Raw genomic sequence first — 22,153 nt, 5'->3', positions numbered from 1 at the left:
GTACGTTGGAGTGGTCGGGGGGGGGAACTCCTGCGCGCCCGCTGCCTCGGCGGGGGGCGGGGCGACGGTTCGCCTCCGAGAGTGTCCTGTCGAACTCGGGCGCGTGGTCGGCCATGCGGCGCGTCCGTCAGGTCGCTTGCCTGTAGCCGTATCGTGCGAGGAAGTCCGCGAACACGTCGTTCAGCCGAGCAATCGTTTCCGACTTGAGCTTGTCCCGGTGGTCTCCGGGGGAGACGCGGCGGATATGGTCGCTGGGGTTCTCTGCTTCGGGACGGACATCGTTTCGCTGCACGATCGCCGCGACACGATTCGCGGACACGTCGAGATCGAGGTACTTCAGCATCTCGTCTACCCAGGTCAGTTTTTCGAAGATCACGTCCTCATAGCGCCACACGCGGTGCTCGATGGCGTCCACTTTCTCGAAATCCGCCTGATAGATCTTGCTCAACCTTGGCGCATTCTCGAGTGCGAAATCGTTCAGCTCTTGTTGTTGCGCCTCGCTGCGCTGGCGTTCGAACTCCTTCGCCAGCCCCTCGTCGGCTTCCTGTCCCGGCGGGGTGTGGCTGAATGCCTGTGAGAAATACAGCGATACCAGCATGTCTCTCGGGTCGCGCACCAGAAACACGGTGCGCCCGGAGGCAAATGCAGGGATGCCACCGGGCTGGGGCCAACCGCGATAGCCGACATAGGCGTAGCCTGTCTCCAGATAGAGATCGTTCGAGCCCTCTGGCCATCGATCAGGCTTCAATCCCAAGTTCCGCATGGTGGCGGGCAGGTTGAACGGCGCCAGCCCGGCATGTTTGCACAATGGCTGCATGAGACGATTCAGCAGAGTGCTGCCACCTTTTGGCAGTCCAAGAATGAAAACGCTTCGGGTCTCCTGATTGCCCGGCTCGGGCAGCGTGATTTTGTGCGTGCCCCCGTTGACATCAAAGGAAATGGAAAGCGGTTCAACCATCGTCGTCTCTCCTGCATAGAGCCGTTCCTGTTGTCGCGGACGCTAGTATGGATTGCCACGGCGTTCCATGTGCTTTGTCAGGTTGTCGCACGACTCAGAGAACGGGACTCGACTCGTGGTACATTGGCCGACATTCAGACGAAGCCGAAGGGCCATGATCCGGGTGGCAGTCGCACCATGTCGCACTGCGCAGATGCCGGTCCGCTAAGGTCAGGTTGCCAAATGCACGTCGTGTCGACGGCCATCTGCCTGATTGCGATCGCCTGAGTGCAGCGCAACAGCGGTGGCGTCCTGTTCGCCCTTGATCAAGGCGAGAACGCTGTCGAAATGGCGCACAGCATCGTGAGATGTTCCCAAGGCTGCTTTTGCTTGGGCGGCAGAACTCCCCAACCGGGATCCGGGCGTCAGCCTTCGGCTCAGGTCGGCCGGCATCAGCAAGGCCTGAGCCGATAGCACGTTCAGCAGCATTGCCGCGTTTCCGGCATCCTGCGTGTCAATTCGCTGCGCCAGCCGTTCAAGCCAGCCGTGGGCGTTCTCCGGTGTGACGGACGGGTCGACCTCCGGTGCCCGAGCCAATTGCAGCACGGGGCTATTCGCCGGCGGGGCGCCTGACAGCCGCGCAATGCCGTCGAGGATGCTGTCGTCCGTGTGATGGAGCAGTTGCTCGCGCAGGGTGTTCATCGGCTGCCCGTGAAAGAAAACGGGCATGCGGCCGAGCATGGTAAACTTGTCGAAGACTGTTCGATAGTCCTCAACCTGTGCCTCGGACACTAGGAGGTTGACCATGAATGGATCGTTCTGAAAGAAGCAGTCGTAGGCCTGAAAAATCGTCCAGGCCTCTTGCCAGGCGCCGTTTTCTTCGGTCGGACCGGCGAGGTACCGCTCCAGAGACCACCAACAATCGTAGGCCAGATAGCGGCGTGTGGCGGAATGGCGTATCAGTCTCGGCAACCAGACTTCTGACAGGAATGCCTGGAACCGTGCAGATCCTGTGCGATAGATCGCGTTGCCGTTCATATGGGACTGAATGTCCGGATGGAGTGCATCGCTCCCGGCGTAGATCGAACCGATGACCCAGGCGCTGGGGTGCCTATCGATCACACGTTGAGTGGCCTCGATCCAGCCAGCTTGCACTGGCAAACAGTCCAACTCGACCTGCAGGGTGAAGCCGCTGAACGGTGCGGCTTCCCGAAGTGTGCTCAGAAATAGGAAATTCGGGCCGGCCCGCGCTCCATAGGCGCCTTTAGGGGAGTGCGGATCCCGCTCATAAATGTCCTTGTCGCCGCGCAATCCGGCGCTGACAGCCGAGAACCCCGCGAAGCTCCGCTGCAACTCTGGATGGGTATCGAAAATCCGCCGGGCCTCTGCCAGCACCGCTTCGGGGGCATTGTTGACCACAAGCAGCAAGTGCGGACGCGGTGTCTCCGCCATGGCGCGTGGGCTAAACCGGGGATCAGACCACAAGGCAAACAGTTGCCGCAGCGGTGGGCCAACGTCGCGGGCCACCACCGGGATCGCCACGCAGGCCAGCCGGGTATCGCCATGGTCTGTGTCCGAGGCGCGGTGGTGTGTGTCTGGTGGTGTCACGTGCTACCTTTTTTCGGAATCCCGACGCGTCGCCAGCTTCATGCTCGAAACCGTAGGTATCCGCCAGATTGATGTCTACCCGGTGCGAATGGTATCCATCGCCTGTGTGCGCCGTCTGCACGTCGTGCGCGTAGACCTGTTGGATAGCTGGCCGATATCGGCGTGGTATGGCCTCCGTGGCCCGGTGCGGTTTTAGGTAACATGATGGCCCGACGGTTCTGTTCCGCTATGGCATGTAAACCCGGAATGTGCTCCGATGGGTAAAGAGGGTGCAGAGGAATGATATGACGTCGGCGACCGAGACGCGCAGAGACGGCTCCAAGCAATGAACAAGATGGAAAGACAATTCTCCAAAGGCCCCGGCGAAGGGACTTGCGCAGCAGATTCCGGATTGATTGTCGTGTCTGACCGGGAGTCCCCCGTTGCGGAATTGCTGATGCGTTCCGCGCCCGGTGCGGTCGTTTACCCGGACCTGACAGAGGCGCTCGCGCACCGGCAGGATCGGAAAGTTCTCCTCCCGGTTGCAGCCCCCTGTGTCGCCGTTGCATCCGCCCTGCAAGGCAGCGCTCTTCCCGGTGAAGCCATTGAGCAGTGGATGGCCAAGACCCGGGACACGTTGGCCTTGCTTGTGGAGGCAGGCGAACAGGTTGTTGTGATCGAGTCCTCCGGTCTGCTGCGCGGCGAGGGTCGGAACTGGACCGTGCTCTCCGCCGAATTTGGTTTGTCGTGTCCACCGGCGGGCGGTGTCGAAATGCCCGCGACAGCCGGGCAGATGGCGCAGTTTCTAGCTTCGGCGATCCTGGCGCGCCACCCGAAGGCACGCAGGCTGGCTGCAGAGTTGAACGCGCGTTTGAAACCCTCGGTGGACCTGCCGGAACCGGACTTCAGGATCCTCGATTCCGAATGGGCGGCACGGACAGGGCAAAAGTCGGATCTCACTGCAACCGCTGACGGTGGACAGCCGCAGATAACCACCCCTCAGGCGTCAGAACAGACCGCCGAGATCGGTTTGCTGCGCGACAGCCTTGGCCAGACCATGAACGTCATCCGCGAGCTTGAGGAGGAAGTCGAACGCTTGAAGGGGGAGACTGCGGACCATTACATTCAGGTGGCGATGACAGACGTGGTACGAACCCAGCTCAATACCCTGTGGCGAGAGTCCAAGATGCGTGAAGCGGTCCTGGGGATGGCGCTACTTGAAGATGCCAGGAGCGCGCGCGCTCAGGCCGCGGAGCAAAAGGCGCTTCGGGAGGCATTGCAGGCTGAGATCGAACGTCTCAACCCCTCCGGCACGACGACGGCCACCTCCGACGGCCTCACCGACGAAACCCCGCAACAAGACCCCGAATAGTCTTGAAGGTTTGGTTCATCAAGAAGGTGCAGTCGACGCCGCAAGCGGTCGGAGCGGCCAACACTGGGCGTGAACATATGGGCCGGGTATTGGCGAGCAACACCTTGGGCGCTCTGAAGAGTTCGCCGGAAGATCGGATCCGACGCAATTTTCTCTGTTCCCAAGTGCTTGCTCCCGAACAGCGCTTTTCTTGCGGTGCGGTCGGAATGGGCAAGAGGCATATCCAATCAACAGAAGTGAATGTGTAATGGCCTATGAAGAGGTTTTCGATGCCCTGCCGTCCGAGGATGCCTCGTTCGAGCCGTGTTTTGCATTCTCGATCCACAAGTGCGGAAGCACGATGATGCATTCGATGATCGGAGAGGTCTGCAAGGAGGCGAGTATTCCTGCAATCTCAGTTCCCGATATCCTGTTCAACGCCGGTTACCTGGGCGGAGCCTGGCAATCGGATGAAGAGTTGCTGCCGGCATTTCAGAGGCGCATCCTATACTACGGTTTCCGCAATCTGCCGCGGCTTCTGTCCTCGCCAGAGGTCGGCTTGAAAAAGTGCCGCTTCGTCCTGCTGGTGCGTGATCCTCGAGATGCGCTTGTGTCCCAGTACTTTTCGTGGGGCAGCAAAAAGGGCAGCCATCGTGTGCCCGAAAAGAACGCGCAGAAGTTCATTCAGAACATGGCGAGGAACGAGAACCTGGAACTTGACGAATATGTTCTTCAATCGGCTGGTCAGTTGAAGGCAAAGTTCGAAGGCTATCGAACGGGTCTGGATTTCGATCAAGGGCTTCTGCGGCGCTACGAGGATGTCTATTTCGACAAGAAGACCTTCCTTGGCGAAGTATTCGACCATCTGGGGTTGGACGTCGATCAGGAAATCATCAACCGCGTGGCCGAGAAAGCGGACATCCGACCAGAGAAAGAGGATCCGACAAAGCATATTCGGAAGGGTACGCCGGGCGATCACAGGGAGAAGCTGCAACCGGAGACAATCGGGAAACTCAATGATCTGTTTCGTGAGACCGGGGCATTCTTCGGCTACGATCTTTGACACGGAAAAGACACAGCGCGCATGGCGCGACCGGCGTGCTGTACATGGCAGCATGTCCCAATGAACTAGAAGTCCACGCCGCACTTCTCGAATGCGCGCCCGGGGAGGGCCAGACGTTGAGCCACGTCAGTGAATGAGCTTCCGTAGCTGCCAAGAAACCGATCCGCGGAGGTGAGCAAAAGCAGGTCTGCCATCGCATATTGCAATTGAACTGTAGAGCGATCGAAATCGGTTCGGCGCAGTGACGTCACGCGGTCTCCGAAGTGTTGATAAAATCGCTGATAGGTCGACGGCAGGTCTGCAGCAAGGAAAATGGAGTCTGCCTGTCCCTCTGCGACGAGTGTATCCAATCGCTGTACGAAGCGTTCAGCATCGCTCTTCTGGCGGCATTCAACCAGTTCTTGATGCCGCTCTGGCGGCCAGTTTCCCGGCGCCTCAAAGCTCAGATGATCGAAGGCCGGGCCTGTCGCCGTCCGGATGTGAGCGGCCACGGAACTGGGGTGACGCACCCGGTTCACGAGTTCCATAACCGGCTCTGCGGCAACAAGGTCGTCGAGGAACCGGTCCTCGACAGAGAAGTCCTGGTAGGGACTGTTGAGTGTGTATGCCGAGCGAATGTAGACGTCGCCGCCCGGCTCCGCATCATCATCGGCCAGGATCGGAGCCTGGAATGCTGCCCCGGGTTCGATCTCCATGTAGTTGTAGACCCGCCAGGCACCTTCGCGAAACACGTCCGCAGGTTTGTCCTCGGAAACAACCAACCCACGGTAGTCCAACAGGTCGTGGATCAGGCAATCGCAGTGGTGATCCGGGCGCCAGATCACCACGAGTTCTCGCCCGGTCGCCTCGGCAATGGATGCCGCGGACGCCATGGCCCGGAGCCGGTTACACAAACCATGCTGTGCGTCGATGAACAGGAAGGGCTGACCGGTCAGGTGTGTGGGGTCATTGGGCATAGGACGGCGAACCCGCATGCAGTGAAAAACGCTTGTGGCGAGAATGCCGGATACATTGATTGCCGTGTCAAGGCAAACCGGACGGCTCTTCGGCCAATAGACGGCACCTTGTCGTTGCGCTGGACAAGCCGGGGTGTCGTGGGGCATTCAGGGACAGAACACGCGGGACACGGGGACCTGAATTGACACACCCTATCGAGACGTCAGGCGAGGCCGTATTCAACACCCTCCGAAATCTGGTGCTCAAGTTCTCTGCGCAAAATGAAACGCCTATCGTACCTGAGGTCTATCTTAGCTGGGACATAGACAATGGCGATGTATCTGCCACGATCGACGCCCGTCCCGGTGAACTCATTGCCATCGACAGCAAGGTGAATGGAGAGCCACGTTGGGTTACACTGAACATCGGGTTGGGTATTGCGCGCCTGACCCCCGGTGACGTGGTTACTCTCATCGCCGATCTGCAATCGTCTGAGGTAGCCAATCTTCCCGTATTCATCCGGTCAGGGTATGACGGATATTCGAAGGACGTCGTACTGCATTCTCCGCTGCCGAGTTCGGAGGTTGCGCAGGTGCAAACGCTCATGCACACCATCCGGCACTATGAAGTTTCGGAGCGAGACGAAGCCTACCAGACGCTCATCGTCGAATTGCCGAAATCGGATTTTCAACTGGCACTGGGCGATGCGCGATTGATGCTGACCCCCGCTTCCTATGGCCTGCGCAGCGCGCCGGAGACCCTTTCATCCATCGCTGGTTGAACTCGGCAGGTTTGATTGAACCCGTCTCGCAGGTTTCTTCGAAGCCTCGGCTAGCTTGCAATGGCAGCGCACTCAGCAGATTGACCGCATTCCTTTGACGCCCGCCAAACCCAGACTGCGTGGCCGTGTCGACGCAGCCACCAGACTTGGCGGGCAGGTCGCTTGGGGACATGCGCGGGAGCAACCGGTATGGGTCTGGCGCTTACGCCTTTTCAGGTCCACGACGACCGACCAAATCTGGCATTGTGGGTGCGACTTGATAGGGTACATTTTCAAAGCGTCGGGACGGGGCGCTCGGGTTTGGTGCGTGCGGCGGGCCGATCTCCCACCGGTCAACAGGCGTCGGTAACCGATGAGAAAACGCACAGGCGGGGGACCAACCGGATGGCAGACTATTCGCACATGGAGTTCGAAGTAAAAACGCGCTTGTTGCTGCCGCGTTCCAGGATCCATGTGCAGAGCCTGTACATATTCAACATGTACCGGGCCGGCAGTTCGCTCATGGAGGCCATTGTCGAGTCGATCGCTGCCGTCACTCCATTCACCGCCTATAACATCGTGCGGGCGCTCGACGATGCCGGCGTATCGCTCATCGACCCGGTGGACTACTCCCGCAACACACTATTCCTTGACGATGCATTCCACGCCCTCGACCGGATCGCTGATCTCGGTGGATACATCTACTATGGTTTTCGTGAAGTTCCCCATGGCTATGCGACACGATTTGACCATGTCGCCGCGGCCGTGTTGCTCGTGCGGGATCCAAGGGACGTGCTCATTTCGCAATACTCCGCCGTCGCCAAACACGTGGTATCGGGTGCCGCCGGGGCGGATATCATGAAGCTGCGGGAGAAGACGGAGAATATGCAGCGGGAGGAGTTCATCACCTCGGATGAGTCGATTGCCTTCGCGAGGAGGATCGTGAACTGCTACCGGCCCATGATCGAGAAGGGCATGGCCGTTCTGCGATACGAGGACTTCTTCGAAGGAAGCGAATTCCAACGCCACCGGCTTGTCGAGACTGTAGTGGACTGCTTGGCGGACTATTTTCCGGAGCCACCGGACGTCGAAAAGATCGCGGCGAACCTCGAGATCAGGATTGAAAACAGCAAGGCTCTCCGTGGGCATGGCACGGCCGGAACACACGGAATGCACAGGTCGTTGAGTCGTGATTGCCAGGAGGCGCTGGTGCAACACCTTCGCCCGGAACTGGAGTTGCTCAACTACCCACTATCCTAGACAGCTGAAGCATCGTTGGATGTCGTCTGCAGTGGTAAGGTGCTGACGCCGAGTTTCCGCAGGGCACATGAAGCCCATGTTCCTACCGACCCAACATGCGTCCTGTTCATGGTTCAACGGGCTCACTGCCACGGGATGAGGCTTGCAGAGAATCGAACTGTACCGTGAACAACACCGTGAGCGTCGCCAAAACTGCGACGGAACGGGTCAGAAATCGTTGTGAGGCAGGCCCATTGTTGCCCCCAGGGCCACACTTGCTTCGCCGGGATGGCATTGTTTCAAACCGTGCTTTTCTTGCAGCAATCCGTGAGCGGGCGATCTCGGCACATAAGTGCTTGTGCGGCCTGAATTCCTGAGTTTGACCGAGAGCTTTGCGACCATTTTGTGGCAAATCCACGGCCTTAACCTGTTGTCTATCCCCAAATGGGGATGGTTTGGGCCTCTCCGCCTCCGTTAACGTTTTCTTAATCCGGCACACAATTTGCCAGATTGCTGCGTTATCAAAGTAGATAGCCTAGAGGTTTCAAGCCTTTGGGGGGAGAGGAACTAATGACGTATCATTGCACACCACGCCTGAGAATTTGTGATTTCGATGAGGTGGAATGGATCCAGCCAGATTTGAAGGCTGACGTTCTCGAAGACTACAGCAAACCGTTGCCGCCGTTCCGTGAGGGGCCGCTGACACACGCACGCGTTGCGGAAAACACCGATCTGACGGCGTGGCGCATGGGGCTTGACGACCGGCGCGCGAACACCGCCGACGAGCGGAATCTGGTCAAGGTTGAGGCCGTTGACGGAACGCAATCCGTTCTTTTCAATTTTCCGGCATGGCTCATTCGTTACGGCGACATCAGCGATCGCGACATTCCCTATAGCGTGATTGATGGCTACCCGGCGCACCTTTGCTTCTTTGGCGGCGAAGGCCGTGATCGTGCCATCGGTGGAACCTACGAAGACGAGCTCTGGGGCTACGGTGGTTCCGACTTCCTCTTCGGAGGCGGTGGTAACGACCTGATCAATGGCGGCGCTGATGGCGACGTTCTCAGAGGCCAGGACGGCGATGATGTTATCCTCGGTGAAGGCGGTGTCGATGTAATTATTGGCGGCGCTGGCGACGATCAGATCAACGGTGGCGACGACAACGACCGGATCTTCGGCGATGAAGCTGGAGCGGCCCCGGGTGTGGGCGATGGCGACGATTGCATCGAAGGCGGAAATGGCAACGACGTCATTAATGCTGGAGATGGCGACAATCTGATCTTCGGCAACAACGCCGGAAATACTGACCGTCGGGGTCCCGATCGCGATACCATCAACTCCGGTGACGGCGACGACACCATCTTTGGCCAGGACGCCCGGGACACCATCGATGCTGGAGATGGCGACAACCAGGTCGACGGCGGTGACGGCAACGACCGCATCACGACCGGCGAAGGCGACGACAAGGTGGTCGGCGGCGAAGGCAATGACCGGATCTGGACCAACGGTGGCGACGACGAAATCTGCGCCGATGAAGGCAATGATCGCGTCTGGGCCGGCGACGGCGATGACAAGGTCAAAGCTGGCGACGGCGATGACAGGGTCTGGGCCGGTGACGGCGACGACGTTGTACTTGGCGGCGACGATGACGACATTCTCCGCGGTGAAGACGGTGATGACGTTCTTGCGGGTCAGGATGGCGACGATATCGTGATGGGCGGTGACGGCAACGACACCCTCTTCTACGGTGCTGGTACTGACATCGGTGTTGGCGGCAGTGGCGATGACACCTTCAAGTTCGATGACGAGCGTGGTCGTGTTGAGGACCTTGGTCGGAACCTGATCCAGGACTTCACCCAGGACTTCTTCGATCTCGACACCATCGACTTCAAGTGCGTCTCCGAGTTGACCCACATGTCGGTGATTGCGCTGAGCGACGATCGTGTTCGCATGATCGGCTACAGCGATCAGAGCTATCGGGAAGGTGGCGCCTGGCAGGATGACAAGAGCCATTGGTACTTCGGCGATGACAAGCAGATCTTCGACGTCTTCGTCTACGGCGAGAATGTCGGCACGATCAACAGCGCCGCAGGTAGCCTGATGCAGGATACCGCCTATTCCGACGCCAGCGGGCCGGTTTGCCTCAACGATGTGTTTGTTGACATCGGCAACACCGGTGACTGGGACAAGTCCTGGTACGTTGGTGGCGGCGAGGACTACATCGGCTGATCGCCTCAAACCAAACATCATGGAAGGCGCCCCAACGGGGCGCCTTTTTTCGATGCGAACACCTCGGGGGACACTGCAATACTCGCGACTCGCCCTGGCATAAGCCTCGATCGCTGTACGTGTTTCAGGGTCAAATCGACCCGCCCGAACGCACTTGGTGTTGCCTGAACCTCCAGTGATGATGTGGTGTCGCAACCGCTCCGAAGAATTGCCGTGCACTATGCGATTCGGTCACTTGGCTGGACGAGCATACTGGTCGCATCACCGCAACGAGAAAGAATCTTCACAGAACAGGATTTTTGAATTCCAGTAACTTCAATGCTTTGGCGAGGGTCGCGAAGAAATAATCTGACTTTCAGCAAAAAAAAGTTGCAGAGTGACGCAAGGACAATCACGTTGAAGACAGGGTTGTTAGACGAATAGGAGAACAGCCGGCGCGTTTTTTGCGCTGTCCGGTTCAAGTACGGAACGATTTTCGCAAGTTCATTGAACGGCCAGAAGTCGTTTCGAGTGGTGTGTTTTGATAGGGGGGCCGGCAGATGTTTGTTGCCTTGGAGCCATTCTGGGGGACGGTAATTGATAGCACTCTTTCGAAAGTAATGCGCGCAGAGGCTTGGTCGTTGATCCTGACGGATCAGCACCGGCAGCTCAATCTGAAGCTGGGTGAGAAGGGCAATATTGCGAAGCGCTTCACCGGTTTCGAAGCCATTCTGAACGGTCTCTGGAACCGTGGAAGGCTCGAGCGCACATCCACGGCCTGGCTTCAACCTGACGGTGCCGTCGTGGATGATGTTGATAATGCCAGCGAAGATCCTCTTTTGGTATTTGTTCACCCCGTTGAAACCGGACAGGTGCTGTCCGGCGGCCTCGTTCTTGACCGGAAGGCAATTGGCGGCTTCGGCTTCGCGGGAGTTGAGAACCTGCTTTCGTTCCTCGGGACACAGGCGGCCTGCGCGGCACGTTGGAGAAACCTTGAGGAAGAGCGCCGCGCAATTGGAAAACTGATCTCTGCGCTGGCTTTGCAGTGTGTGATCGTCGATCGGAATGGTCGGATCGTCTACGAGAATACCCGAAACAGGGGAAACCTGGCAGCGACCGGTCGGCCCAATGAGAGGCGCGGCGCGACCCGTGGTGCGATTGTGCGTTCAATGATCGATCAGGCCGTGACCGAGTACCGGGCCTCGTCGACAGCGCAGAAGAGGCGCTACCACGTCGTGGCGGTCAGTCGGAACACCCGTGAGGTGGTGCCGCTCTACATTGTTCCGTTGAGTGCGTTAACATCAGACAAGGAGGATGCCGAGTTTCTCGCGTTGCTCGTCCCCTCGCCGACCGAGCCGATCCAGAAGGAGGCGTTGGTCCGTGCATTCTCGCTCACACCGGCCGAAGCGAAAGTGGTTCGGCGCATAATTGCCGGGATGAACATCAAGGATATAGCCAGGGAAACGGTTCTCACCGAGCAGACCGTGCGGACCTATTTGAAGCACAGCTATGAAAAGCTCGGCGTTTCCAGCAAGAGCGAGTTGGTGGCCAAGGTCGTATCGCTTTCGATCCCGCTTGACCAACGTCAGCAGCGGCTCCCATAGGGGCAGGACCCAAGGACTATACTGGGTGCTGTCAGACGGGTTCGAGCGCGTCTCTACAAGGGCATGATAGCTGTCGCGTATGCCGCGCAGAGACCGCGCCACTCAGCGAGAGCAGCGGCGCGGTTGTGCTTGAAATTCTGTCGTGAATAGAAGTGGCCTTCCTGGTCGAAGTGGTTGTGGACAGAGGCGTGGATTGCGGCGAATACCTGCAGACTTCGCATCCACCGGAAGCGTTGCATCCGCTGCCCGGCAGTGGTTTGCCAGCAAACCACGAGAGGGGCCCTTTCTCGTCGTCGGAACGGCAAATGAGAATTCTCCGCCCGGTTGTTCAGTCATTGGCCAGTTTCTTGTAGTTGCTCGGCGCCGATCGCCTTCAAGGCCGCACCGAAAGACCGAAGAAAATCAGAGACGATGGCCTCAGGCCTGCCGTATCGCCGCATCGTTTTCTTCAGGAGTTTTTTGTGCAGCTTTCTTGTCCCGCGTCTTCGTCACGAAGCTTTCCAGGACCTCGCCTTCGTGGTCAACAGCCCGCCAAAGGTAGTGCCGTTCGCCGTTGATCTTCACGAACACCTCATCCAAATAGCCACCGCCACTGAGGCCAGAAACGCAGTCGCTCGGCCCGTTTCTTGCGGATCTCGGCGGCGAGCATTTGCCCGGACCGGTTCCACCAGAACCGAACGGGTTCATGGCTGATGTCGATGCCTCGCTCATGCAGCAGATCCTCGACGTTCCGGAGCGACAGCGGGAAGCGCACGTACATCATAACCGCCAACTGGGTTCCTTCTGAGACCGCCCCAGACAGTTTTAATGTCGATCCAACCCACCACACACCGGGACCAAACACCTAGGGGCAGTCTCAACCCCGGCAACGGCGCGCACGACCATTACGCCGGAATGACAAAGGTGCCGATCAACGACGCATAGATCAGGACGATTGCCACAAAGACCAGCCCGGGTTGCGCTATGAAGCGCGATAGCCGGTACTTGTTCAAAGCCCGAACCGTGATAATCGCAAGCACGACGGCGAGAACCATGCTGATAAGCATCGGCGAAAGATATACGCCGAACAGGTTGAATTCGCGGGGTACTGGAAGCATGGGACACCTTCAGTGAGAGCCGGGTCGCCGGTGAGTTCACAAATCCTAACACAGCCACCTCACGGCGGCGATTAGCGCAATATCGAGGGCGCTGGTGGCGGCAAATCGGTTTCTTCATCCGAAGTATCGGTCTTTGACATAACAAGGACAGACGCGGTGGTCCCAACCAAAAGATCGATATCTTCCGGTACCTCGCCCAGTTCAATGCGCACCGGAATGCGCTGTGCCAGTCGGATCCATTCAAAGGTCGGGCTGACATTGGGCAGCAGGTTGACACCAGTGCTACCTTCTCCCTTGGCGATACCGCGCCCGACACTATCGACAACACCCGGAATGACGATGTCGGGGTGTGACATGAGCGTGATCGCCGCACGGTTGCCCGGCTTGATCTCGCTGACATAGCTTTCGCGGAAATACGCATCGACCCAGAAGCTGTTGTCGTCGATCAGTGCGAGAATTGGCTGGTTGGCGACAGCTTGACTACCCAGACGTAAAGTCAGGTTGGTGATGTGTCCGCTGACCGCCGCGCGAACCTGCGTGAACTCAAGGTTGAGACGCGCAGTTTCAAGGGCCGCATTTGCTTCCCTGAATTGCGAGTTCTCTTCGCCGCGGGCGCCGCGGCTTGCAATGGCGCTTCCCAAAGAGGCTTGGGCCTGAGCATAGGCAGCTTTGGCCTGAAGGACGGCGCTTCGCGCCTGATCGACATTGGCGAGTGCCACGTTCAGATCGCGCTGATAGCCGTCAAATTGCGCTTCTGGAAGGCGCCCGCGCTCAACAAGAACCAGGGCGCGATCATATTGCTGTTCTGCCTCGGTCTCCTGCGCCTCGGCCGAGAGCAATTGCGACTCTGCCTGCGTGATCAAGGTTTCATATTGTTTCACGCTGGCCCGGGCGGCGTCGATCTGCTTGTCCAGCGAAGCAAGCTTTTCGACCGTTTCATCGAATTTTGCCTGCGCTTGTTCAAGCGCGGACTTGAACGTGCGGGGGTCGATTTCAAACAGCAGGTCGCCGGCTTCTACATATTGGTTGTCACGGATCGGCAAGTTGATGATCGGGCCAGATACACGGGGGGCGACCTCCAGCACATTCGCACGCACCTGGCCATTCCGCGTCCAGGGATTGGTGACGTAGTTGGAGTATTTCAGAAGCACGAATGCAGCCGCCACAGCAAGAATTGCAGCAGAAACGAGAATTTTGATGTTCACTTTCATGTACGTGCACCGTTTTGAAGCGAGTTGCGAGGCTCTGTGATTTGGGATTTGGACCAAGCGCAACGGTTCCTTCGAGATGTCGAACCAAACGCACAGAGACCCAGACGGATCGGTATGACCAGCCTGTCACTGATCGAGGAGAAATTCACGCTGACGATCCTAAGCTGCATTAAAATCGAGACTCCCTCAGGTCTGGCCATTTGATGTTCAAGGCCTGGCGGGAATAGCCCAGCAACTCCTCGGACACGCCGCGATACGCTCCAAGCAGGCGATACATATGGTTGTAGTCAGATGGCTCAAGCGACGCGTCTTTTGCATCGTTCAAGGTGTTCTCCACCGTGGTTTCAAGCCGCGCCATAGCTGTTCTCAATCTTGTCTCGAGGTCCTGCGGCTCGATCGCGCCTGGATCGCGGACGATCTCTGACATGACATCCGCGACCGCCAGCCGCCAGTGCCGCATCTCGTCGCCGCCGCCCCGTTGCATTGCCTCCGCTTGCGTCAATCGACGGATATCCGTGAACTCCAGCACCTTGCTGCTGAGGGCCTCCAGGCTTGCGGCAACCTTAAAAGCATCCGGTTTGTTCATGCTCCTCAGCGCGCCCTCAGGCAGGACCGATATCCAGGGCACCAGCTTGGTCGGAATGGTGTCGATTTCCGCCTTATGGTAGGCCAGCAATATCCGGTCTACCCACCCCGGAGGCGGGCTGTCATAGGAAAGGCTATGGCGCACGACATACTCAGAGCTACGGAAAAACCGTTTGATGAGGGCTTCAATCCGGTCCTCCGGGCGAAGTGAAATCGGGAAATAGCGGGTCATCTGGACGACGGTCAGGATACAGAACAGGCCAATGACGACAGTCGCGAAGAACAGGAAGCTGTAGCTTTGTTGGTTGTCGATCTGCAAACCGACCAGAAACATGATCAGAATGATACTGCGTAGGATCATCTGTTCCGGGCGCGAGGTAAAATAAGCTCCGACGAACATCACCACGAACAACAGGATAGCCAGCTCCCAGAACTGCGTCAGGGTTGGCAAGAGGACCATGTGAATCGCCCCGACAACAACCATCAGCACCGTTGCGAGCACCATGACAAAGGAAACCGACACCTCTGGTTTCAACGCGAGGTTCATCGCCAGCGATATGCCAATACAGATGACAAGCGAGGGGTTCGGAAAACCTGGGATAAAGAGCACGCAACACATGATCGCAAGGAAGATGGCCTGGACACGCAGCACCGCGATCCACATCTCGGGGTTCAGGTAGGTCGGGTGCGCTTCGCTCTTCGCAGAGGCATTCAAAACCGGTTGCTGCGTTCCGATGTCGGTTAGGTTGACGATTTTCTCGATCAGAGATTGGCCCAGTTCAAGCACAAGCTCTAGGTTGTGCGCCGTCGCCGAGGTGGCCGCCTTTTGGAAATGGCTGTCCGATGAGTCGGGCATTCTTGGATCAGGCAGTTTTATGAGGCGCATCTCTTCTCGCGGCGCGTCCCCCTGAAGGATCTTCTCAACATCCGAAAGACGCTGGTCAACTTCCCGAAGAGCATCGCAAAGAACGGTGAAACCGTCGGTGTTTTGCGGGTTCTGGATATCTCCGGCATTCAGGTACAGCCGCTGAAGCTCGCGGTCCAAAAGGACCATGTCGCTCAGGAAGCTCTTCCAGACCAGCTGCCTTTCCCAGATCCAGTAACTGTCCAGAACCGCGCCATCCAACATGGCCTGAACGCTCGCATGTCCCTGCGCAAGCTGCATGCGCAGTTCGGGAATGTCCTCCTGCGTGGGTTGGCCATTCAGTGTATCGAGCGTCGCGGAGATAAAGCGGCGTTTCAGCGCAATCGCCTGAGCCACCCCGTTCTCAAACTGCCTGCGACTGCTGGTCGGCCACAACAGTGAATAGACCAGAGTATAGCAGATCACGCCAAGAACCGTCTGCTGCGCACGCAGGACGACCACTTCGAAACTGTTCACAGGTATACCGCCGCTGCCGACCACGAGAACAGGCAGCACGAAACCTGCCGCGGCCCACAAGTACCATTGCGACGTGCCAAACATACGATAGACGCAGAACGCCAGCCAAAGGCCGACGGCGGCGATGAACAGCCACCTCTCCTGCCCAAGAGCCGCAATCAGTATGATCGCGGCAGCAATCGCGATAAAGGTTCCACCCAGGCGCAACAGGCCTTTGTGCATCGACTCGCCCAGAGTCGTCAGCGAACAAGCAATGATCGAGATCCCGGCCCAATACGGGTTTGCCCAGTCCATCGACAGGGCAATCCAGTACGCCAGCACCATCGCCAGGGCGAGTTTCAGCGCCGATCTGGTTCTTGCGGAGTTCATTGCGTCAAGCTGTCCAAAAAATCAATCTTCGTTAAGTTTATGGTCATTCGCCAAGTCATTTTGAAGGGCATTCTCCGGCCATCACCATCTATCGGTGTGCAAATCTTCCGGTGCCGCAGCAGGTCACAGGAGTTTTGTTTGCTGTCCAAAATCCATTGGTCTAGCCAAGGGCGATGAAGCTCCCGCTAGTGGTCGAGACCGTTCCCGTCGGAGCTGCTACATCGTCCTTTTTAGTGACACGATCTCGGAGGCACTTATGCAAGCCATTGTCGCATACATGCAGGCAAATATCGTCATCCTGCTGTTTTTGGTCATTGGCCTCGGGTACCTGGTTGGCCGGCTAAAAATCGCGGGGATCGGGCTTGGTCCGACAACCGGTATTCTGATTGTTGGCCTGATCGTAGGACTGGCACAGTTCGAGGTTCCGGAGATCATCAAGGGATTGGCGTTTACCTTGTATTTGTTTGTACTCGGGGCATCCGTGGGTCCCGCGCTTGTCCGTGTGCTCTCTAGCCCATCGGCTGTCAAATATCTGATAATGTGCATTTTCTGCGCCATTGTTGCCGGTGCGTCGGTCTATTTCATCTCGGTTTTCTTCGGCTTCTCGAATGTCGTGGCGGGTGGCCTGATGGCTGGTTCGGTGACGACATCCGCGGTTCTCGCAGCAGCGCAGGGTGCGGTGCTGGGCGGATCGATCCCGCTCCCTGAGGGGATGAACACATCCGAGGCGGGCAATACTCTGGCCAGCGCATACGCGATCACATACCTCTACGGCACGTTCGGTCTGATCATCCTGATCAAGATTTGCCCCAAGCTTGTGGGCGCGGACATTGCTGTCGAGGCGGCCAAACTGGATCAAGGCAGCGGTCCCACCCAAAAACGTATTGCCCCCTCGGTTCGCGCCTGGCGTCTGGAACTGCCAAAGTACATAGGTCGCACCGCGGGCGAGCTGGTATCAAATGTCGTGGCAAGACGCGAAGGCGGCGCGATGCCGTCTCTTGAACAGGTTATCCGCAACGGCGACGTGATTGCCGTCCGCGATGACCTGGTGCTTGAAAAGGGCGATCTGCTTACCTTCCTTGCTCCCACCGAATTGCTCCTGCGGGGCAACGAAACCCTTGGCCCGGAAGTGTCCGATACGGAAGCCTTGGCGATTGACATGGCCTCGGCAGAACTTGTCGTGACCAACGAAGCACATGTGGACAAAAGTCTGTCTGACCTGTTCAACAATCACGGCTATGGCCTCAGCCTTGAGCGCGTCGTGCGCCTTGGCAATGAAATGCCCATCGACAACGAAACAGACTTTGACCTGATCAAGGGCGATGTCCTGCTGGTCTTTGGCACTGCGCGTGCCGTGGATGCCTTCGCCCAGGAAGTCGGCTACAGGGTCGAAGACGAGATGACGACCGACTTGATGATGATGTCCTTCTTTTTGGCCATCTTCGCGGCGCTTGGCACGATTACCGTCACGGTCGGTGGCATCGACATTCCGCCGCTGGGGGGCTCGGCCATGGGCGCAATGGTCGGCGGCGCGGTACTTGGCTGGCTGCGCACGCGCAGCCCCCGCGTGGGGTCGGTCTCTGCGCCTGCGGCATCGGCTCTCACCGACCTCGGAATTTCCCTGTTCATTGCCGCTGTCGCCATCGGTGCGGGGGGCTCCTTCATCGCAACGCTTCAGGCCTTTGGCCTAGACCTCGTGTTCGCAGGGGTTTTGGTTACGACCGTATGCACATTGTCGACCTTCTTCTTCGGTCACTTCGTGTTGCGTCTGAACGTCGCCGAGAATGCCGGTGCGACGACCGGCGTTATGACCGGCGTGGCCATCTCGGAGGTCTGCAAGGACGCCAAGAGTTCTGTGCCTGCGGTCGCCTTCGGTTTGCCCGGCGGGGTGTCGAGCCTTACGTTCATTTTGACCGGCTTCATTCTGTTCGCGATCGTTCCCTAGGTTCACGACGGTGAAGTCAGAGAACCCCGGATTACATCGTCCGGCCGAACGCTCGGTTTTCGGCAAGCGTCGCGTTGATCGTCCGCGCCTTTTGCGGGCAGAATACGGCTATACGGACGTGCGCCGCTCGGGGAGCTTTTCGGGTTTGTTGCCGTAAACGTCCTGTGGGCTTTCTGACCCGGGGATCACGTCCTGATTGAACTTGATAAATCCGAGGAAGATGAGAACCAGCGGAGTGGCCCACAAAAGCAGCGCGTAAGGCGCATAGGAAAGGACCCCGACACCCAGTGTACCTCCGGCATAGGCCCCATGCACATTCCACGGGATCAGCGGCGATGCGATCGTTCCCGAGGCAGCAACAGACACGGATTGGATCTTGGGTTGCAGTCGGAATTGCATGAACTTCTGGCGATAGGTGTTCGTTCCCAGAATGATCGACATATACGGATCGGCCGTCGCCGCATTGAGCCCGACCGAGGTGATGGCAGACGCGGCAATGACCCGCGAGGCCCTGTCGGCCCAATTCAGCAGTGACTTCAGCAACCGTTGCAACATGCCGGAGTGGTCGACAACCGCGCCGAACGCTGCGGCCACAAGGATCAACCAGACCGTCGTCAGCATCGACACGACGCCTCCACCGGAAAAGGTCTTGTCCATCATCGCGTCGCCGCTGTTCAGTTCGAACCCCGTCCCAAGCGAGATCAGCGAAATCTTGAACCATTGGGCAAAGCGGCCAAGCGAGTCGTCCGCCAAAGTTTGACTGATCATTTCTGATTGCTGAAAACCTGCAAGGATGATCGCTGACACCGCACCGGCCATGATGGACAGAAAGGCCGTGGTCCGGACCGACAGGACAAGGACAATCACAAGCGGCAGGAATGCCAGAGGCGACACCAGAAAGCGGGTTTCAATCAGGTCATTTACCGGCGCGGGGTCAAAGCTGCCGGATCCTCCGTGTTGAAAGCCAAGATAGGTGAACAGGACGGCGCTGGCCACCCATCCGGGCAGCAACACACGCATAAGCGTCTTCTGGTGCGCCTTCGTGTCGGCACCTACGAGGGTCGATGTCAGGATGAAGGTATCTGATATCCGGCCCAACGCGTCACCGGCAAACGCTCCGCACACGGCTGCTGCGGCAGTCACCACCGGCGAAACCTCCATCGCCGGAGCGAGGGCAACGAACGGAAGGCCGACCGCCGCAATCGTGGTGAAGGAACTGCCAATCGCGGTGGCAAGCACCGTGGCGATCACCAGAACAAGGAGATAAAGGATATGCGGCGTGCCGATCTGCGCGCCGTAGTAGATCACCGCAGCAATCGTACCGGACACGAACAGCGCGCCAATCAACGCGCCAATCGCCAGCAGGACAAAGATTGTGCCCAGGGCAGAGTTGATGCTGGCGCTCATAGCTGCGGAAAGCTCTTCCATCGTGAAGCCAAGCGACCGGGCCGAGAGCATCGCAATCGACAGGCCGAACATCATCGCCACTTGAAGGGGGCCGTCCTCGGCGCTTTCACCAAAAAGCGCGATCGACCCGATGATCATGAGGATCATACCGCCGACGGAAACAAGCCCGGCCAGAAGCAGTTTTGAAGACGTGGTCTCGCTCATGGTATTTCCTCAAAATTCCTTTGCAGGTCCGGGTTCTTCAAACGCCTCGCGCAGAAGTGCGGGCTGATCCAGACAAAGCCGTGTGATCCACGGCAACCAACGTGACACAGAACAGACCTTTCACAAGAGGTGACGAGACCAAAACGCTTACTCCCAGTCTGGTGATAGCGCCGCAGAGATACTCGGTCGTCCGGACGCCATCTTCGTTTCCAGCTTTGCCGGGCGAACGAAAGCGATTGGATGTCCAAGGCCGTTGATGGGGCTGAACATCCCAGGCAGGCGCGACGAGACCTGGGACCGGGACCTCCGACAACGTGGCGCCAAGGTGCAATTGCCGCATTACCGGTGTTCGCGAGTCGCAAGAAGCGTGTTCGCGATGATCTGGCCGGCGACGATGGCAAAAATCGTCATGACGGCATTCAATTCCACATCAAGACCCTCGGCAACGCCGCCCTCTCGTACCAGGCTCATGCCCAAAATCGCAGACGCACCGGGGACAAGCACCATGATCGCCGTCAGGTTCACGACAATCGCCGGCCGCCTCGTCAACACGGAATAGAGCGCCCCGAACAGCGCCAACAACAAAGACCCGATAAACGGCCCCTGCCAGTCGCCCCATACAGCACCAATTTGCGTGCCAGAATAGGCAATGACGCCACCAGTGATCGCCCAAAGCAAATCGCGAGGGCTGACCTGGAACACAAGCGCCAGTCCAAATGTAAGGATTGCAGCCGAGATCAACAGCAAACTGGTTGAGTACTCTACGGCAGTAGCCTCGATAGGATGGCCGAACACCCAGGCAACAAAGGTCGCGCCGATCGAAGCGCCGAACACAAGCTGGACTGCCGTCAACAACCCTTTGACGAGGCCCTCGGACCCGGTCAAAATCTGCCGGTCCATAAGCTCGCCGACCCCCACGGTCAGGGTATAGCCCGGGATCAGGACGACAATTCCAGCGAGAGCCACCGACACATAGTCCACTTCGGGCAGATACACGGCGACCAGACAGGCCAGCGCGCCGACAACCAATGCAGAGAGGAACTCAAACGTGTCGGTGATCCATTTCGAGCCGGCCGTGAGCAGGGTGAGCGCAAATACGACGAGGCTGAGCAAGCCACTCAATGCCGCGGCGAAAAAAGTCGTGTTCAGGATGACGGCAAAGCCAGCCGCGGAAGAGAAATATCCGATGGCGACGATCCACGGATTGTAGTCGTCAGGATCGGCTGCCAGTTGCTTGAGTTCCTTGAACGCGGCGGCAAGCGTTATCTCGAGTTCGCAGACCTGATCCACAACGGCGCTCAACTTGGCGAGTTTGCCGAGGTTGAAACTTTTCCCAATGACTCTGTCGAGATATCCGAATTGCCAAACCTCTCCGGGATAGCAGAAGATATGCCAGATGTATGATGTGGTGAACAAATGATGGGCATCGATATTCGCCACTTGGCGCAGTCTGTGCATGTAGGCCGCCAATTGGGGGCTGCCGGCCCCATATGTTCTTGCGGCGGCGCCGAGCTGAATGATGAAGGACGTGACCCTGTCGAAATCGGCCTTGTCGAGTGTCGGCCGCGAGTCTGAGGCGGGCGGCGATGTTTCGGTTTCCCCGGCGTCGTCTCTTGCGGGTTCAGGTGGCGCCGCAGTTTCGTCCATCGTTGGCTTTTCTGCACTTGTTTCTATGGCGAACACTCTGCCTGCAAGGCTACGGAATGAAAAGCGCTTTGTCCGTTCATGTCGCCTGCGTCAGTTCAGGCGACGGGTGCTCCGCGACGGGGACTTCACCCACCCGGCCGACCTGACAGTGCATTGGTTGCGACTGCCCCCAAAAACTGAGCCATTGTTTGAACAACGAAGGGGGGTGGAAGATGGCTCGGAAACGGTATTCGGACGAGGCCGTCCTTAAGGTCAGGGCCCATTGATTTCCGTCGGTCCGCGTGATTCAGCGTTTGGAATACGAGCGGTGACATGTCTGATCTCTTCTGGCCTACCGAGGCGCAGATGGCGTGGCTTGAGCCCTACTTTCCCAAGTCACATGGCAAGCCCCGCGTCGACGATCGGCGCGTTCCGAGCGGAATTATCTTCATCAACTGCAATGGCTTACTTCGGCGGGATGTTCCTGCGGAATTCGGTCCGCACGAGACCTTGTACAACCGCTGTAAGCGGTGGAGTGACAAGGGCGTTTTCGCGAGGATAATGACTGGGTTTGCCGCCGAACACAGTGAAGAAAATACCGCGATGATCGACGCGAGTGTGGATCGGCCAGCAAATTTGGATC

Annotated in this window: 15 protein-coding genes and 3 pseudogenes; 9 read left to right on the top strand and 9 right to left on the bottom strand. The window is 58.1% G+C overall.

Annotation, left to right across the window (positions count from 1 at the left end; genetic code table 11):
* Nucleotides 1–127 precede the first annotated feature (127 nt).
* Nucleotides 128–958 carry a sulfotransferase family protein gene (locus CLV78_RS21565; protein WP_106207906.1) on the bottom strand — a complete coding sequence of 277 codons (831 nt, stop codon included), beginning with the start codon at nucleotides 956–958 and terminating at the stop codon, nucleotides 128–130.
* A 210-nt stretch (nucleotides 959–1,168) separates the two neighbouring features.
* A complete protein-coding gene (locus CLV78_RS21560; protein ID WP_146136751.1) occupies nucleotides 1,169–2,545 on the bottom strand; it encodes a hypothetical protein in 1,377 nt (458 codons plus the stop codon).
* A gap of 436 nt (nucleotides 2,546–2,981) precedes the next feature.
* On the opposite strand from CLV78_RS21560, the gene CLV78_RS21555 reads away from it, so the two are divergent.
* Both CLV78_RS21555 and CLV78_RS21545 read left to right on the top strand, forming a co-directional pair.
* Nucleotides 2,982–3,896 carry a hypothetical protein gene (locus tag CLV78_RS21555; RefSeq protein ID WP_146136750.1) on the top strand — a complete coding sequence of 305 codons (915 nt, stop codon included), beginning with the start codon at nucleotides 2,982–2,984 and terminating at the stop codon, nucleotides 3,894–3,896.
* 247 nt (nucleotides 3,897–4,143) lie between these two features.
* Nucleotides 4,144–4,938, top strand: a complete 795-nt coding sequence (locus CLV78_RS21545; protein ID WP_106207898.1) for a sulfotransferase domain-containing protein — start codon at nucleotides 4,144–4,146, stop codon at nucleotides 4,936–4,938.
* Nucleotides 4,939–5,003: 65 nt separating this feature from the next.
* Here the strand turns inward: CLV78_RS21545 and CLV78_RS21540 are convergent, their stop codons facing one another.
* A complete protein-coding gene (locus tag CLV78_RS21540) occupies nucleotides 5,004–5,894 on the bottom strand; it encodes an O-fucosyltransferase family protein (RefSeq protein ID WP_106207896.1) in 891 nt (296 codons plus the stop codon).
* A gap of 182 nt (nucleotides 5,895–6,076) precedes the next feature.
* Between CLV78_RS21540 and CLV78_RS21535 the strand changes: the two genes are divergently transcribed.
* The 5 genes and pseudogenes from CLV78_RS21535 to CLV78_RS21520 all read left to right on the top strand — a co-directional run bounded on the left by CLV78_RS21535 (nucleotide 6,077) and on the right by CLV78_RS21520 (nucleotide 11,685).
* Nucleotides 6,077–6,655: a hypothetical protein gene (locus tag CLV78_RS21535; RefSeq protein WP_146136749.1), complete on the top strand. Its 579-nt coding sequence runs from the start codon at nucleotides 6,077–6,079 to the stop codon at nucleotides 6,653–6,655.
* A gap of 384 nt (nucleotides 6,656–7,039) precedes the next feature.
* Complete coding sequence (locus tag CLV78_RS21530; RefSeq protein WP_106207892.1) at nucleotides 7,040–7,894, top strand: hypothetical protein; 855 nt, start codon at nucleotides 7,040–7,042, stop codon at nucleotides 7,892–7,894.
* A gap of 549 nt (nucleotides 7,895–8,443) precedes the next feature.
* Nucleotides 8,444–9,565 (top strand): annotated as a pseudogene (locus CLV78_RS25005) (calcium-binding protein); the annotation flags it as partial.
* A gap of 222 nt (nucleotides 9,566–9,787) precedes the next feature.
* Nucleotides 9,788–10,102, top strand: a complete 315-nt coding sequence (locus CLV78_RS24635) for a hypothetical protein (RefSeq protein ID WP_245925232.1) — start codon at nucleotides 9,788–9,790, stop codon at nucleotides 10,100–10,102.
* A 620-nt stretch (nucleotides 10,103–10,722) separates the two neighbouring features.
* Nucleotides 10,723–11,685, top strand: coding sequence for a helix-turn-helix transcriptional regulator (locus tag CLV78_RS21520; RefSeq protein ID WP_158263628.1), 963 nt, complete (start codon nucleotides 10,723–10,725; stop codon nucleotides 11,683–11,685).
* A gap of 53 nt (nucleotides 11,686–11,738) precedes the next feature.
* On the opposite strand, the pseudogene CLV78_RS21515 reads toward CLV78_RS21520, so the two are convergent.
* From CLV78_RS21515 to CLV78_RS21500, 4 genes and pseudogenes are all read right to left on the bottom strand, one after another.
* Nucleotides 11,739–12,487: pseudogene (locus CLV78_RS21515) on the bottom strand (IS6 family transposase).
* 82 nt (nucleotides 12,488–12,569) lie between these two features.
* Entirely contained in the window at nucleotides 12,570–12,782 is a 213-nt protein-coding gene (locus CLV78_RS21510; RefSeq protein WP_106207886.1) for a DUF1656 domain-containing protein, read from the bottom strand.
* A 71-nt stretch (nucleotides 12,783–12,853) separates the two neighbouring features.
* Complete coding sequence (locus CLV78_RS21505; protein ID WP_106207884.1) at nucleotides 12,854–13,993, bottom strand: HlyD family secretion protein; 1,140 nt, start codon at nucleotides 13,991–13,993, stop codon at nucleotides 12,854–12,856.
* A gap of 169 nt (nucleotides 13,994–14,162) precedes the next feature.
* Nucleotides 14,163–16,328 carry an FUSC family protein gene (locus tag CLV78_RS21500; RefSeq protein ID WP_106207882.1) on the bottom strand — a complete coding sequence of 722 codons (2,166 nt, stop codon included), beginning with the start codon at nucleotides 16,326–16,328 and terminating at the stop codon, nucleotides 14,163–14,165.
* A 256-nt stretch (nucleotides 16,329–16,584) separates the two neighbouring features.
* Here CLV78_RS21500 and CLV78_RS21495 point away from each other — a divergent pair, with 256 nt between their 5' ends.
* The gene (locus tag CLV78_RS21495; protein WP_106207880.1) at nucleotides 16,585–18,273 is read left to right on the top strand and encodes an aspartate-alanine antiporter-like transporter; all 1,689 of its coding nucleotides are present in this window, start codon (nucleotides 16,585–16,587) and stop codon (nucleotides 18,271–18,273) included.
* A gap of 108 nt (nucleotides 18,274–18,381) precedes the next feature.
* Here CLV78_RS21495 and CLV78_RS21490 read toward each other — a convergent pair whose 3' ends face one another.
* Nucleotides 18,382–19,884, bottom strand: a complete 1,503-nt coding sequence (locus CLV78_RS21490) for a Na+/H+ antiporter NhaC family protein (protein WP_106207878.1) — start codon at nucleotides 19,882–19,884, stop codon at nucleotides 18,382–18,384.
* Between the two features lie 339 nt (nucleotides 19,885–20,223).
* Nucleotides 20,224–21,531, bottom strand: a complete 1,308-nt coding sequence (locus tag CLV78_RS21485) for a threonine/serine exporter family protein (RefSeq protein WP_106207876.1) — start codon at nucleotides 21,529–21,531, stop codon at nucleotides 20,224–20,226.
* Between the two features lie 312 nt (nucleotides 21,532–21,843).
* On the opposite strand from CLV78_RS21485, the pseudogene CLV78_RS21480 reads away from it, so the two are divergent.
* A pseudogene (locus CLV78_RS21480) lies at nucleotides 21,844–22,128 on the top strand (transposase); the annotation flags it as partial.
* Between the last annotated feature and the right edge of the window lie 25 nt (nucleotides 22,129–22,153).

This window comes from Aliiruegeria haliotis (assembly GCF_003003255.1).
GTDB lineage: Bacteria > Pseudomonadota > Alphaproteobacteria > Rhodobacterales > Rhodobacteraceae > Tropicimonas > Tropicimonas haliotis.
This window is presented reverse-complemented; position numbering and strand designations above follow the sequence as displayed.

What these genes read in the sequence shown, in the direction of transcription:
- CLV78_RS24635 (WP_245925232.1), top strand. Translation starts at nt 9,788, where the DNA reads ATGTCGGTGATTGCGCTGAGCGACGATCGTGTTCGCATGATCGGCTAC.
- CLV78_RS21495 (WP_106207880.1), top strand. Translation starts at nt 16,585, where the DNA reads ATGCAAGCCATTGTCGCATACATGCAGGCAAATATCGTCATCCTGCTG.
- CLV78_RS21505 (WP_106207884.1), bottom strand. Translation starts at nt 13,993, where the DNA reads ATGAAAGTGAACATCAAAATTCTCGTTTCTGCTGCAATTCTTGCTGTG.
- CLV78_RS21485 (WP_106207876.1), bottom strand. Translation starts at nt 21,531, where the DNA reads ATGGACGAAACTGCGGCGCCACCTGAACCCGCAAGAGACGACGCCGGG.
- CLV78_RS21530 (WP_106207892.1), top strand. Translation starts at nt 7,040, where the DNA reads ATGGCAGACTATTCGCACATGGAGTTCGAAGTAAAAACGCGCTTGTTG.
- CLV78_RS21545 (WP_106207898.1), top strand. Translation starts at nt 4,144, where the DNA reads ATGGCCTATGAAGAGGTTTTCGATGCCCTGCCGTCCGAGGATGCCTCG.
- CLV78_RS21490 (WP_106207878.1), bottom strand. Translation starts at nt 19,884, where the DNA reads ATGAGCGAGACCACGTCTTCAAAACTGCTTCTGGCCGGGCTTGTTTCC.
- CLV78_RS21500 (WP_106207882.1), bottom strand. Translation starts at nt 16,328, where the DNA reads ATGAACTCCGCAAGAACCAGATCGGCGCTGAAACTCGCCCTGGCGATG.
- CLV78_RS21540 (WP_106207896.1), bottom strand. Translation starts at nt 5,894, where the DNA reads ATGCCCAATGACCCCACACACCTGACCGGTCAGCCCTTCCTGTTCATC.
- CLV78_RS21565 (WP_106207906.1), bottom strand. Translation starts at nt 958, where the DNA reads ATGGTTGAACCGCTTTCCATTTCCTTTGATGTCAACGGGGGCACGCAC.
- CLV78_RS21555 (WP_146136750.1), top strand. Translation starts at nt 2,982, where the DNA reads ATGCGTTCCGCGCCCGGTGCGGTCGTTTACCCGGACCTGACAGAGGCG.
- CLV78_RS21510 (WP_106207886.1), bottom strand. Translation starts at nt 12,782, where the DNA reads ATGCTTCCAGTACCCCGCGAATTCAACCTGTTCGGCGTATATCTTTCG.